The 13,076-nt window shown below is 57.9% G+C and carries 11 protein-coding genes; 9 read left to right on the top strand and 2 right to left on the bottom strand.

The genetic code is table 11. The features are described 5' to 3' along the window. The first annotated feature begins 56 nt into the window (after positions 1-56). From ACFSQT_RS18290 to ACFSQT_RS18265, 6 genes are read left to right on the top strand one after another with little or no spacing between them, the layout of a single operon-like run. Entirely contained in the window at positions 57-188 is a 132-nt protein-coding gene (locus tag ACFSQT_RS18290; RefSeq protein ID WP_379020879.1) for a hypothetical protein, read from the top strand. A 47-nt stretch (positions 189-235) separates the two neighbouring features. After that, entirely contained in the window at positions 236-1,519 is a 1,284-nt protein-coding gene (gene tnpC / locus ACFSQT_RS18285) for an IS66 family transposase (protein ID WP_379016677.1), read from the top strand. 8 nt (positions 1,520-1,527) lie between these two features. Continuing rightward, a complete protein-coding gene (locus tag ACFSQT_RS18280) occupies positions 1,528-1,959 on the top strand; it encodes an IS1096 element passenger TnpR family protein (protein WP_095090355.1) in 432 nt (143 codons plus the stop codon). A 9-nt stretch (positions 1,960-1,968) separates the two neighbouring features. After that, positions 1,969-2,856 (top strand): AAA family ATPase, encoded by an 888-nt coding sequence (locus ACFSQT_RS18275; protein WP_379020877.1) that lies wholly within the window; start codon positions 1,969-1,971, stop codon positions 2,854-2,856. Positions 2,857-2,886: 30 nt separating this feature from the next. After that, positions 2,887-4,671 carry a thiamine pyrophosphate-dependent enzyme gene (locus ACFSQT_RS18270; protein ID WP_379020875.1) on the top strand — a complete coding sequence of 595 codons (1,785 nt, stop codon included), beginning with the start codon at positions 2,887-2,889 and terminating at the stop codon, positions 4,669-4,671. A gap of 8 nt (positions 4,672-4,679) precedes the next feature. Further along, a complete protein-coding gene (locus ACFSQT_RS18265) occupies positions 4,680-5,924 on the top strand; it encodes a pyridoxal phosphate-dependent aminotransferase (protein WP_379020873.1) in 1,245 nt (414 codons plus the stop codon). Between the two features lie 125 nt (positions 5,925-6,049). Here the strand turns inward: ACFSQT_RS18265 and ACFSQT_RS18260 are convergent, their stop codons facing one another. Together ACFSQT_RS18260 and ACFSQT_RS18255 are read right to left on the bottom strand one after the other, a co-directional pair. Next, on the bottom strand, positions 6,050-7,258 hold the full coding sequence (locus ACFSQT_RS18260; protein WP_379020871.1) for a M24 family metallopeptidase: 1,209 nt from the start codon (positions 7,256-7,258) through the stop codon (positions 6,050-6,052). A gap of 68 nt (positions 7,259-7,326) precedes the next feature. After that, a complete protein-coding gene (locus tag ACFSQT_RS18255; RefSeq protein ID WP_379020869.1) occupies positions 7,327-8,904 on the bottom strand; it encodes an ABC transporter substrate-binding protein in 1,578 nt (525 codons plus the stop codon). A 445-nt stretch (positions 8,905-9,349) separates the two neighbouring features. On the opposite strand from ACFSQT_RS18255, the gene ACFSQT_RS18250 reads away from it, so the two are divergent. The 3 genes from ACFSQT_RS18250 (at position 9,350) to ACFSQT_RS18240 (ending at position 13,070) form a co-directional block, all read left to right on the top strand. Continuing rightward, positions 9,350-10,306: an ABC transporter permease gene (locus tag ACFSQT_RS18250; protein WP_379020867.1), complete on the top strand. Its 957-nt coding sequence runs from the start codon at positions 9,350-9,352 to the stop codon at positions 10,304-10,306. 187 nt (positions 10,307-10,493) lie between these two features. After that, on the top strand, positions 10,494-11,195 hold the full coding sequence (locus ACFSQT_RS18245) for an ABC transporter permease (protein ID WP_379020865.1): 702 nt from the start codon (positions 10,494-10,496) through the stop codon (positions 11,193-11,195). Positions 11,196-11,414: 219 nt separating this feature from the next. Further along, on the top strand, positions 11,415-13,070 hold the full coding sequence (locus tag ACFSQT_RS18240) for an ABC transporter ATP-binding protein (RefSeq protein WP_379020955.1): 1,656 nt from the start codon (positions 11,415-11,417) through the stop codon (positions 13,068-13,070). Positions 13,071-13,076 lie beyond the last annotated feature (6 nt).

The following is a 13,076-nucleotide window of genomic DNA, read 5'->3' as shown; positions in this document are numbered from 1 at the left end:
CGCGAACAGGACGCGCGCATAGCCGCTCAGATGGACTTGGTGAAGAGGATCGTCGAATGAGGATATTCGTTGACACCCGCGCTGCGCTCACCGTGCGCGCGGCCTTCGATATGGCGGTCGAGATGCGATATCCGGTGCTTGCGGTCGGCAAAGCCGGGCTCGGCAAGACTGTAGCACTCAGGTGGTAATTACTCACGCCCTTGTCAGGGGCAAGAATCCCTGAATCTATGGGGATATGGATCGCACTGATTTGCAGCGTCTGACGAAGGAAGAGTTGATCGATCTGGTGCTGCGGATACAGCGGCCAGAGAAGACATCACGCACGTCGTCCAAGCCACCTTCGAGCGATCGCAAGGCGCGTCGGGACAGGGCAAAGCCTGGCGGCGCCAAGGCGGGTCATGAAGGTCACAGCCGCGCCATGAGTGAGGATGCCGATCGCATCATCGATCATCATCCCGACCAATGCCTTTGCTGCCGCGCCAGCCTGTCGAGCGATCTTGCTGCCGAAACCGTCAGCGAGCACGACAAGATTGAGCTTCCCGCGATCAGGCCTTTGATTGAGCGCCATCGGCGCCTGGCAGTCCGTTGCCCGTCCTGCGGCACGCTGGTCGTCGCGGCTGTGCCAGATGCGGCGAAGGGGACGCCGTTCGGGCCACGCGTGCACGCCGTAGCGACCTATCTCAAGACTTTCCAGGCCCTGTCCTACGAGCGGCTGCAGGGCGCGTTCGCGAACCTTTTCGGTCTCAACATTAGCCAGGGCGGACTGATGAACATGTTGCGCCGTGCGCAGGGCGCGTTCGCGGCTGAGTGCGACAAGGCCGTCGCGGCGTTGCGCCGGGCCAAGGTCATCGCCTCCGATGAGACCGGCGTGCGGATCGAAGGAAGCAACGCCTACCACTGGGTGTTTCGCTGCGCCGAAGCGGTTGTTCATCAAGCGGCGCCAACGCGCGGCGCTGTCGTGGTCCGGACCCTGATGGACGGCCATCGGCCCGACGTCTGGTGTTCCGATCGCTATGCCGCACAACAAGGTCACGCAAATGCGCATCAGACCTGCCTGGCGCATCTCGCCCGCGACGTCGCCTATGCGGACGAGGCAAGTGAGGACATGCTGCCCTCACGGCTCAAACGTTGGCTGCAAAGGGCCTTCGCCCTAGCCGACGGTATGGAAACCTTCGCCGCCTCGACCATCGCCGGCAAGCGTCGCGCCCTGGAGCGAAGTCTGGACGATATCTTCGCCACCACAACGTCGTGCGATCTGGCCCGCGACATCCAAAACAAGTTCAGGCGAGCTCGTGATCAACTTTTGACCTTTGCCCAATGGCCAGGAATGGTCGACGCGACGAACAACGCCTGCGAACGGGCGCTGAGACCCGCCGTCGTTCAACGGAAGATCACCAACGGCTATCGCGCCATGTGGGCCGCCCAGGGCGAAGCCGACATTCGAACCGTCGTCGACACGGCTCGTCTCGCGCCAGGCACGAACTCCTTCAAAATCATCCTTCAAACCGTCAGCGCCTGAAATCTGCGATGACTGAGCCCGCGACCTTGATCTTCCGAGCCTCTCTTCGGGCACGGCTTTGTCGGGACATCGAGGTGTCGAGTTCGAGCACGCTGGCGGATCTGGCCGAAGCCATCGTAGCGGCATTTGGCTTCGACTTGGATCACGCCTACGGCTTCTATTCAAAGCTGACGGGAAAGCTGTTCGACTCGCCCCTGCGGTTCGAACTCTTCGCCGACATAGAGGGGAGCGGCTCTCGCAGCGTGAAGGGCACCCGCGTCAGCACAGCCTTCCAGAAGGTGGGCTCGGCAATGACCTTCTTGTACGACTACGGCGACGAGTGGCGCTTCCGCGTTGAACTTATTGGAACAGGGCAGGCGCAGCCCGATGCCAATTACCCGAGGATCGTCAGCAAGATCGGCAAGGCTCCCCCGCAGTACCCGGACATCGACGACGAGTGACGACGCACCGTGCCGCATCGAGGGGGCGAGGGGGTGGGTAATTACCTCAGGTGGATAGCCGCCCAAAGCGGAGCTCCCTACTGTGAGGTTGCGCAGCATAGCAAGGCTGTCAGGCTGATTTTCCAGATGCTGCACGACGCCTACGGCGTCCAAAAGGACAGCAAGTTCACCTACGACCTTGGGAAGGATTGCATCAACTTTTTGGACGCCCGATACGGCGCGACGCGTGCGTTACTGGTGGACGAATATCAGAACTTCACACCCACTGTGTTACGGGAGCTGCTGCATCTTCAGGAGTGCTGCGGTTTCCCGTTGCTGCTCTCTGGTAACGCTCATCGGTTGGCGGGAACGAGGCGTGACACCAACGCCATGGATCAGATCGAAAGCCGTATCGGCATGCGTTTTGAGATCGGGCAGCCGACGCGCGAGGATTGGGTGAATACCGGCGCCGAACACAACGTTGTGGGGGCCGACGCCTACGAAGCGATTGTTATCTACGGTGAGAACACCTCCCTTCGCGCGCTTTGCCACCTCCCCAGAACTGCGCTGCCGTTACCAACGGCGTTGGCAGCATTCGTCTTTCCCGGATCGAGACCACGCTTCGTGTCATGTCGTGCGGCAGCGATGCGCCTAAGCTATTGCACGAGCGCGGAAACGACCTCCGGAGATCGGCTTAATTTCGGACAGCGACAGTTAATTCTGAATGGCACACTCGCGCCCAAGGGAGCTGGCGAAATGTTGGCGGGTGCGCCGAACAAACGGATCCGCGTCACCAAGGCTGGCAGTGATGATTCGGCGCTTTTTTTGCGCCTTCGGCTTCGGTCTGAATCGCATTTACAGAATTCTGGGCGAGGTCCCTCTCTCCCACCTCGCGCTTCCGCGCAACCGATTATGTGACGCTCACGATACTCCTGAGGGTGAACTTCGTTGAGCATTTTGGGCCCCCTTGAATTTTTTTCGCTGGTGTGGCCGCATATTTCTGGTTTCTCTACGTCATCGAAATCAACAGCAAAACGTCACCGGCCGGGTGGTTTAAGACCACCCGGGGGCGCTTTTTGCAACCATTGTGAGGGCAGCATGCGCAGCGGCGGGCAGGTTCTAGTTGAAGCATTGCGGATAAATGGTGCCGAGGTGATATTTGGCGTGCCCGGAGAGAGTTATCTCGCTGCACTTGATGCCATTCATGATCTAGGCAATGCCCTGCGTTATGTCACCATGAGGCAAGAAGGGGGCGCAAGCTTTGCCGCCGCAGCCTATGGGGATTTGACCGGCCGCCCGGGCATTTGTTTCGTAACCAGGGGACCCGGAGTCACCTCCGCCACCATCGGGTTGCATACGGCAATGCAAGGCTCGACGCCGATGATCCTCTTGATCGGCCAAATTAGCCGGCCTTATCGCGACCGCGAGGTTTTCCAAGAGATAGATTACAGACGCTTTCTGGGCGAAACCGTGAAGTGGGTAGCGGAAGTAGATGACGCAGGCCGGCTGCCTGAGTACGTCAACCGAGCGTTTAAGATCGCAGTGTCGGGACGACCAGGGCCGGTTGCGCTTGCGCTGCCCGAAGATATGCTGTTTTCGCTGACCGATACGCCCGACTTAGCTGCGGCTCGTGAGACGCCCGCCACTCCCTCTCCCGCAGACATATCCGCAGTCGGCCAAATGCTTGAGCAGGCAAAAAGGCCCCTGTTGCTGTTGGGAGGAACAATCTGGACACCAGAGGGGCACGCGGCCGTCATTCGGTTTGCCGAGGCACACGACCTGCCCGTTGCCATAGGCTTCCGGCGCCAGGGATTGTTCCCCCATGATCATCCCAACTTCGTCGGTAGTGTTGGCTTTGGGGGCATACCGCAGCCGAACCAATACGCCCGCGAGGCCGATTTGGTTATCGCTCTGGGCTCCCGCCTGAATGATCCGACTACGATGAAACACAAGATCATTGCTGCGCCACGACCTGACTGCCAGCTTGTACATATCCACCCTGGGGCGGAGGAACTCGGGAGGCTTTATCAGGCCGATCTGCCGATCCTGGCTGACCCGAGCCTCGCCGCCTTGGCGCTCGCGGAACTTCGGCCCACGCGTCTCCATACCGCAGCAACGTCAGACGCTTTGGCCGGTTACACGGCCCATGTGACGTTGCCGCCTCAACCTGGGCCGGTCGACATGGCCGAGGTCATGCGCGTGCTCAACGAGCGCCTTCCGCGCGACACGACAATGACCACTGGTGCCGGGAACGCCACTGATTGGGCCAATATTCACTATTGCTATCGGCAATTCTTGGGAGCCGCGGCTCCGATCAACGGGGCGATGGGTATGGGCGTTCCAGCTGCCGTTGCGGCCAAGTTTGCGCGACCACATTCGCCTTCCGTCTACATCGGCGGAGATGGCGACTTTCTGATGAACGGCCAGGAGCTTGCAACTGCGATCCAGTATCAGCTGGACCCACTGTTCATCATCATTGACAACGAGAGCTACGGTACCATTCGTGGCAACCAAGAGGCACGTTACCCAGGACGCGTCTCCGGGACCAATCTGCGCAATCCCGACTTTGCCAAGGTCGCCGAGGGGTATGGCGCACATGGTGAACGGGTTGAAGCAACCGAGGATTTTGAACCCGCGCTCGAGCGCTCCCTGTCATCGGGCCGCGCCGCCGTAATCCACGTTTTGGTCGGACCGAAGAGCCTCGGCCCGAACCACTTTTTGGCGGAGGCTTGAGAGCGATGTTGTCAGACACGATCCGCAAGGTTCCGGGATCCCCAATCGGTAAGATGTTTGACCGTGCCACCGATTTGCGATCGCGCGGTACTGATCTTATCGACCTATCCCTCGGCGAGCCGGACTTCGATACGCCTGAGCACATCAGACAGGCAGCGATCGACGCGATCAATGCGGGGTATACACGATATACAGCTGCGGATGGTTCGGCGGCTCTCAAGGACGCAGTACGGCGTAAATTCGCGCGCGACAATGGTTTGAATTTTGAGCGCTCCCAGGTCGTAATCGCGTCCGGCGCAAAGCCACTGATTGCGAGCGCAATGCAGGTGGTTCTGGACCGAGGGGATAAGATCATCATCCCCACCCCAGCATGGACGTCACATGTAGGCATGGCGCAGGTCTGTGCAGCAACGCCCGTGCTGCTGCAAACTGCGGAATCTGAGGAATATGGGATTGACGCCGGCAAGCTTGAAAGGGCGATCACGGCTGAAACGAAGCTCCTTCTTCTCTGCTCGCCAGGCAATCCGACGGGTGCTGTGGCGTCCGCTGAGGAACTCAGTGCTATAGCGGAGGTGTTGCGTCGTCATCCCCACGTCAACGTAATCTCAGATGATCTTTATGAGCATGTCGTCTTCGCGCCGGCGACTTTCGCGACCCTGGCACAAGTAGCTCCGGACCTGGCTGACAGGGTGTTGACCGTCAACGGGTTGTCGAAGGCGTACGCAATGACCGGGTGGCGCATTGGATATGCAGGTGGACCATCTTGGTGGACCACCGGTTTGCGTGTTTTGTTTTCCCAGACCAGCGGCGGGCCATGTTCAATTAGCCAAGCTGCGGGCATCGCCGCCCTGGACGGTCCGCAAGAGTTTTTAGCGGAATGGCGCGAGGTCTACCGCCGGCGTTGCGCACTTGCGGTGGAGGCCCTCTCCAAGGTACCCGACCTTAGGCCTCGAATGCCCCAGGGCGCATTCTTTTTGTATGTGGAATGCGGAGCGTACATTGGCAAACAGGCACCCAATGGCATGGTCATCGCATCATCGACTGACTTTGCGGATCATTTGTTGGCTGCGGGCGTAGTCACGGTTCCAGGGGCCGCCTTCTATGGGGACCCGTTCATAAGACTGTCGGTAGCAACGTCTGATGCGAACATCGTCGAAGGTATTCGACGGATTGCTGTGGGTTGCAGCCAGCTGAGATCGGTGGACTTGGCGGCGTCTGTGCGGCTGACGACCCGCAAGGAGCTTATGTCTTGAGTCTGGGGCAGGTCGACGGCATGAAAAGCCGTCGACCCGCATTCGCAAATGTCAGCTGCTAACCGCAAACTTGGCCGGGCATTTCCGCGACTAAAGCGATTGGGGAGCGGCGGCTCCCAGTCAACTCAGACGACAAGTAGATCCCGCGACACAAAATTCAGGCACTCGGCGCCCGTGTCGGTAATCAGCCACATGTCCTCGATGTTGAATTCCCCGACGCTCGGCGGGTAATAGGGAAGCTCGAGGCAGACCACCATACCGGGCTCAAGAACCGTATCATTCATCCCAATGAATGGCCGTTCTTCGACTAGGTTGTCGATCCCAATCGAATGACCAAAATGACCACGTGTGTAGTTCGGTAAGCCATTCGCTCGGACCGTCTGCTCGGCAACCTGGTGAACCATCCGCATGGTATTGCCTGGCTTCAGCTTGAGGGCTGCTGCTTCACTGGCCCTGCTCAGAGCCTCGTAGACCAGCAGCGCCTCTTTTGAAGGGTCACCAAAGATGGCCACGCGGGCGCAATCGCTATAGTAGCCATTTAGGCGGACGCCGGCGTCGACCTTGATGACGTCGCCGTTTTTCACCCGGTTGGTATCGCCAATACCGATGGCGTTGAAAGCCCAACTCCCCTGATATTCGCCGATAGCCGGGTTGGCCCTAAAGGTTTCAATGGCGCCCAGCTCGCACTCGACGCGCATCTCTTCGAGGGTATAGCCCTCTTTGATGCCTGCAAAAGACCGCTCGAGCATTTTATCGAAGACAATGGCTGCATTGCGCAGCCGCCTGATTTCCTCGGGATGCTTGATCGAACGCAGCTTGTAAATGGCATCGGCCCAGTCGACGAACGTGGCCCGGCTGCAGGCATTTGCTAAGTGTATCCGGGTTTCGACCTGCATGAAGTCCAGATCAGTCGCAATACGACCACCAGCACATTTCCATTCTTCGAGGACACCGGCAACAATGGCGGCAATCTCGGCATGCTTGTATTGCTCCGGGCGAAGAGGGCGCAAATCGGGTCGGGCGTCGTTCGGCCGAGACGCAACGATATCGAGATCGCGCGCCTCTATCCACATTGAGTACGGTCGGATATCTCGAATGTCGGTGGACCGTTCCGCGGCGCCGGATAGAAAGTCGCTGACAATCATGACGGGCTCCAAGCCAGGATCGGCGGGGACCAAAACCATGTCAGTGCCCGTCATGCGCCAACTGAGATCAAGAAAACTGCTGTGATAGCCGGACGTGTAAAAGAAATTAGCGGGTGTGATCGCTAGGTACGCCGCCGCCCCGTCCTTCTGCAGTAGAGCCTGGATTCTCCGGCGTACCTCTGTGTGCATACTCACCATCCATCTACATTCAACTGACTGCCCAATGACGCCGTGAAGAGCCGTCCAAAACGACGATTCTATGCGTTAAACCACCAACGCTCGTGGCATTTGTGCCCATCATGAGGCCAGTTCCAGGCCGTGACCTCGGGAATGTGCAGCTTCGTTGTCACCCCATCCACATAGTTATTGAACAGAGGTACGATTGCGCCGCCATCATCACTGAGAATGGCTTGCATCTCGTAGTACATCTGTCTGCGTTTGTTGTCGTCGAACTCGGACCTTGCCGCCAAAAGGAGTTCAGAAAACCGCGGGTTTTGCCAGAATGTCTCGTTCCAGTTGCCGCCAGGTGCATAGGCTGTCACAAATGCCCAGTCTTCCGTTGGCCGCCCGCCCCAATAGGAAAAGGACCACGGCTTCTTCATCCAGACATTCGACCAATAACCGTCATTTGGTTCGCGCACGACATTGATGTTGATGCCGGACTGCTTAGCATGCTGCTGATACAGCACCGCCGCGTCTACGGCGCCGGCAAACGCCGCGTCAGAAACGTACAGATCGACCGAAAGATCGGATGCCCCAGCCTTCTTCAGGTGGAACTTGGCCTTGTCCGGATCGAACTTTTTCTGCGGCATTTCACCATTGTGGTACCGGTTCATGGAGCTGATGGGATGGTCATTTCCTACCTCGCCATGACCCAGCAGGATCGTTTCTAAAAGTTTTTCGCGGTCAAGGGAGTATTTGAGTGCGAGGCGCACATCAACGTTATTAAACGGCGCTTTGCGCACGTCCATCGGGATGGTGTTGTGACCGGTACCCTTGGTTTCGAAAATCGCGAGATTCGGCACCCTTGCCAGCAGATGCGCCGTTTTTAGATCGACGCGGTCAATCATATCAACGTTGCCGGACCGCAGGGCCGTTTGGCGGGCAGTCGCGTCCGGTACCGCAAGAACCAAGACGCCGTCAAAGAATGCCGCATTCTCTTTGTAGAAATTGGGCTGACGCGAAAATTCCGCACGCACGCCTGGCTCAAAATTGTCAATCTTATAAGCGCCTGTGCCGATGCCGGACTTCCAATCGGCGGTGCCGTCGGCGTTGGCGGGCATGATTGCGAAATGGAAGTCGCTGACGATGTACGGAAAATCAACATTGCCGCCACTAAGGGTGAAGACGACCGCATCGCTGCCGTCGGTTTTCACATCCACCCCGTCCATCAGAGCCTTCGCCGCTGAAGTCGCATTTTCACCCATGTGATGCCTGAAAGAGGCTACTACATCGGAGGCCTCCAAGGTCTTCCCGTTGTGAAACGGGACCCCTTTGCGGAGCTTAAATCGCCAGGTTTTGGCATCAGAGCTGGGCTCGACGCTCTCGGCGAGGTCTCCAATGACCTTCCCATCGGGAGCAATCTCAGTCAGATGCCCGCGATAGCAGTAGCCGGTGAAGATCGTAAAATCGTTGTCGAAGAGTCCGGGATCAAGCGTATCCGTTGTACTGCCATGGCCGAGCGCGATCCGCAGCGTGCCGCCTTTATTGGGCGCTGCATTAGCTTTCAGCGTAGGAAGGGATGAGAGTGCGACCGCTCCGACGCCGGCTATCGCTCCTTTGATGATTTCTCGGCGTGTCGCGCCGCGGAAAATCCCATATTCAAGCTGACCCATTGCTATCTCCTATTTTAGAGTGCCGCGTAGGGCGCGGCACTCCGGTCCCCGTTATGATTAGTGTCAATGTGCGAAGCGGCAGACCGGAGGGCAATCCAATTGGATTCAAACGCACCGAAAAAAATGTGACTTGAGCTGGCCGCTACGCCGTTTAACGCTGAGCGCGAGTTGAAAGAGCTTGAAGACTGCTAAAGCCCAGCGGATTGGAATTCAATTGAATGACGGCCCGGGCATATCAACAATGAGGGACCGGCCGTCGTTCGGAAGACCTGAGTGGCTTCTGCTCGGTCGGTATGACAGGGCACTGAACCTCCTCAAATCGATCGTGGCAAGGGGCGAACTCGGCGCCGCTAGGGGCGTCAGAGAGATCCGTGCTGAGATGTCGACTATGCCGCGATCCGCAAAATTGTAGAATGTGGACGCGTTGAGGAGTTGTGATAGGGCGATGACCGCAATTTCGAAAGTTATTGGCCAGAGGGTTGCCTTAGGGGCACTGACCCTGTGGATCGTTTCTTTGTTGATCTTCGCCGGAATTCAGTTCCTTCCCGGCGATGCCGCGACGGAAATTCTCGGACAGTCGGCGACTCCTGAGACCGTGGCTGCATTTCGCAGAAGCCTGGGGCTCGATCTGCCCTTTTATCTGCGTTACTGGGAATGGCTTTGGGCCATTCTGCACGGAAATTTTGGAGCGGCACTCTCTAGTGGGAGAGACATCTCTGAATTAATCCGCCCGCGCTTGTTAAACACCCTCTTTCTAGCCGCGAGCGCGGCGGCCATAGCAGTACCAGTGGCACTGTGTGGAGGAGTGGTGGCGGCCCTGTACAGAAACACGTTCATCGATCGAGCAATCAACGTCATCACTCTGACATGGATATCGTTCCCAGAATTCTTCGTCGCTTATATTCTCATCCTTGTTCTGGCGGTGCAGGCCGGCGTCCTCCCAAGCCTTTCTGACGTCGGTTCCAGCACTAGCTTCATGGGTCGTCTGGCCGCCATTGCGCTTCCAGCGTTGACACTGGCGCTGGTGGTCATGGCCCACATGATGAGAATGACGCGAACTTCCATCGTCACCCTCCTCGGAAACCAATACATCGAAACAGCGCGGCTGAAAGGACTGCCGGAATGGCGGATTCTAGTCAGGCACGCCTTGCCCAATGCATTGGCGCCCATAGCAAATGTCGTTGTTCTCAATCTGGCGTACCTCATCACCGGGGTCGTCGTGGTCGAGGTGGTGTTTGTATATCCGGGGCTGGGACAACTCATCGTGGACTCCGTCCAGAAGAGGGATATCCCTGTCGTGCAGGCGTGCAGCCTCATATTTGCGTCGACCTACGTCCTGCTGAACTTGACCGCCGACGTGGTGTCGATCGTGGTGAATCCAAGGCTCATGCATCCGAAATGACTAGAAACCTTCCGGAAAGCGGCAAAACACAATGACATTCCTCCAACCGCATGGGTCACTGAGAGCGGGAGCCAGAAGGCTTGCCTCTGTGCCACTCACTGCGAAAATCGGAATAGCGATCATCACGGTGTATTTGCTAACAGCGCTCTTGGCGCCATCCCTGACGCCGTATGGGGAGGCCGACATAGTGGCTGCTCCTTTCGAGCCCTGGAGCAATCAGTTTTGGCTCGGCACCGACAGCCTGGGCCGCGATATGTTCACGAGATTGGTGTTCGGGGCGCGGAATACAATTGGTATTGCTCTCGTCACTACGATCCTTGCATTTTCATTGGGTACGACTGCAGGGCTGGCGGCGGCAACGTTCGGGGGATGGACGGATCAATTTCTGTCCCGTTTCGTCGACGTACTGATGTCGATACCACAACTGATTTTCGCGCTCCTTCTCCTGTCAATTTTCGGAACATCCATACCTGCCCTGATCCTGGTCATTGCGATTTTAGACTCTACCCGTGTTTTCAGGCTCACGAGGGCTGTAGCCGTTAACGTGGCCGTTCTGGATTACGTAGAGGTTGCGAGACTGCGAGGGGAAGGCGCTATCTGGATCATGTCAAGAGAGATCTTGCCCAACGTTGCGCCCACCCTCATAGCGGAATTTGGTCTGCGGTTTTGTTTCGTGTTTCTGTTGATCAGTGGCCTGTCATTCCTCGGCCTCGGGATCCAGCCGCCGACGGCCGATTGGGGGTCCATGGTGCGAGACAGCGCAACCTTGATCACTTACGGTGACATCACGCCGCTCCTTCCGGCCGGCGCGATTGCGCTCCTCTCTGTGGCCATCAATTTGGTCGTGGACTGGTTCCTTCATCGGGCTAGCGGGCTCAAGGAAGATTAGGGCCGGTCGACCAGTTTTCGGCGTAACGGCCTATCAGAGGCGTGGCATAGTAAGCGCACGCCGTGCCACTCCGCCAATCGTATCCGGCGACCGCTCACTTTGCGCGTGAGCGAGGGGCAGCTATGCCCAGTGACGTTAAGAAGAGCAAAAACACTTGAAACGAAGGGAACGGCATTGTCTGGCAAAATTGGACTTTTGAAAGCACCTGGCAACGCCACAGTGGAGGCTGAGGATGTTGGGGCCGATCTGCTGCTCGAGATACGCAACCTTCGAATTGAGGCGAACCTGCACTCACCTGAAGGAGCGCGGGGAGGTATTACGCTCGTTGATGACGTATCGTTGACACTCCGCCGCGGCAAGGTCTTAGGCATCATCGGCGAGTCTGGCGCGGGCAAATCAACGATAGGCCTGGCAAGTATGGGCTATGGGCGCGGGGGGGTGAAGATTACCGGCGGCCAGGTCATGGTCAATAACCGCGACATCCTTGACGGTGGAAAGGCGGGTTTACGCGCCCTTCGCGGCCGAGAGGTCTGCTATGTGGCGCAATCTGCTGCCGCAGCGTTTAATCCAGCGCACCGGTTAATGGATCAGGTCGTGGAGGCCGCTCTTTTCCATAGCACGGCAACACGTGCTGAGGCCGAAAAGCGGGCGGTGGGCCTCTTCAAAAAGCTAGGTCTACCTGAGCCTGACACTATCGGCCGACGCTTCCCGCACCAGGTGTCAGGGGGGCAATTGCAACGTGTGATGACGGCAATGGCCCTATGCTCTGAACCTGACTTAATTGTCTTCGACGAGCCTACGACTGCGCTTGACGTCACCACCCAGATCGATGTGCTGGCCGCGATTCGGGACGCAATCCATGCTACCGGGGTGGCGGCCCTGTATATTACGCATGATTTGGCTGTCGTAGCGCAAGTCGCCGACGAGATAGCTGTCCTGCGCAATGGAAAACTTGTCGAGCATGGCGTTACCCGACAGATCATCAAGGCCCCTCAGGAGGCATACACCCGCGCCCTGGTGTCTGTGCACGAGATCAACCACGAGCAAAAAGGGCCTCATGCAACCCCCATCCTGACGGTCGACAGAGTGACAGCGGGCTATGGCAGCGGGGCGGTGAAAATCCTAAGCAATGTATCGCTTGATCTTCGGCCCAGCCAGACCCTTGCAGTAGTGGGCGAATCAGGATCAGGCAAATCGACGCTTGCACGGGTCATAACAGGATTGCTGCCGCCGGTCGCAGGCCGGATCCAGTTTGATGGCCACGAACTCCCACCACGGCTAGCCGATCGGTCTAAGGAAGAGCTTCGCCAGCTACAGATGATCTATCAGATGGCCGATGTCGCGATGAACCCCCGCCAAACTGTCGCGACAATTATCGGCCGTCCACTTGAATTCTATTTCGGGATAGGCGTCAAAGAGCGTGAACAGCGTATTGCCGAACTGCTTGAGACAACCGAACTGGGCCAGAGCCTCGCAAGTCGTTATCCGGGGGAACTGTCGGGAGGACAAAAGCAGCGCGTTTGCATCGCGAGAGCTTTGGCGGCAAGGCCGAAATTGATTATCTGCGACGAAGTCACCTCTGCGCTTGATCCATTGGTCGCCAACGGAATCTTGAAGCTTCTCCTGAAGCTGCAGAAGGAGGAGGCGCTCGCCTATCTCTTCATCACGCACGATCTGGCAACCGTAAAGTCGATCGCGGATGCCATGCTGGTCATGTATCGCGGAGAAGTCGTCCGCTACGGGCCAAAAGATCAGGTGCTAAGGCCACCCTTCGATCCGTACACCGAACTTCTCCTAGCCTCTGTTCCGCAGACAGAAGTCGGCTGGCTGGACGAGGCCATTAAAGCGAGGCGCATGGAGGGCGCGGGAAACTAGCTGCCC

This window comes from Mesorhizobium calcicola, from assembly GCF_042682105.1.
In the GTDB taxonomy this organism is placed as follows: domain Bacteria; phylum Pseudomonadota; class Alphaproteobacteria; order Rhizobiales; family Rhizobiaceae; genus Mesorhizobium; species Mesorhizobium calcicola.
The sequence above is the reverse complement of the archived record's forward strand: the minus strand, read 5'-3'. Positions and strand labels throughout refer to the sequence as shown.

Coding starts and splice junctions, on each gene's coding strand:
- ACFSQT_RS18280 (WP_095090355.1), top strand. CDS start 1,528: ATGACTGAGCCCGCGACCTTGATCTTCCGAGCCTCTCTTCGGGCACGG.
- ACFSQT_RS18260 (WP_379020871.1), bottom strand. CDS start 7,258: ATGCACACAGAGGTACGCCGGAGAATCCAGGCTCTACTGCAGAAGGAC.
- tnpC (WP_379016677.1), top strand. CDS start 236: ATGGATCGCACTGATTTGCAGCGTCTGACGAAGGAAGAGTTGATCGAT.
- ACFSQT_RS18290 (WP_379020879.1), top strand. CDS start 57: ATGAGGATATTCGTTGACACCCGCGCTGCGCTCACCGTGCGCGCGGCC.
- ACFSQT_RS18255 (WP_379020869.1), bottom strand. CDS start 8,904: ATGGGTCAGCTTGAATATGGGATTTTCCGCGGCGCGACACGCCGAGAA.
- ACFSQT_RS18250 (WP_379020867.1), top strand. CDS start 9,350: ATGACCGCAATTTCGAAAGTTATTGGCCAGAGGGTTGCCTTAGGGGCA.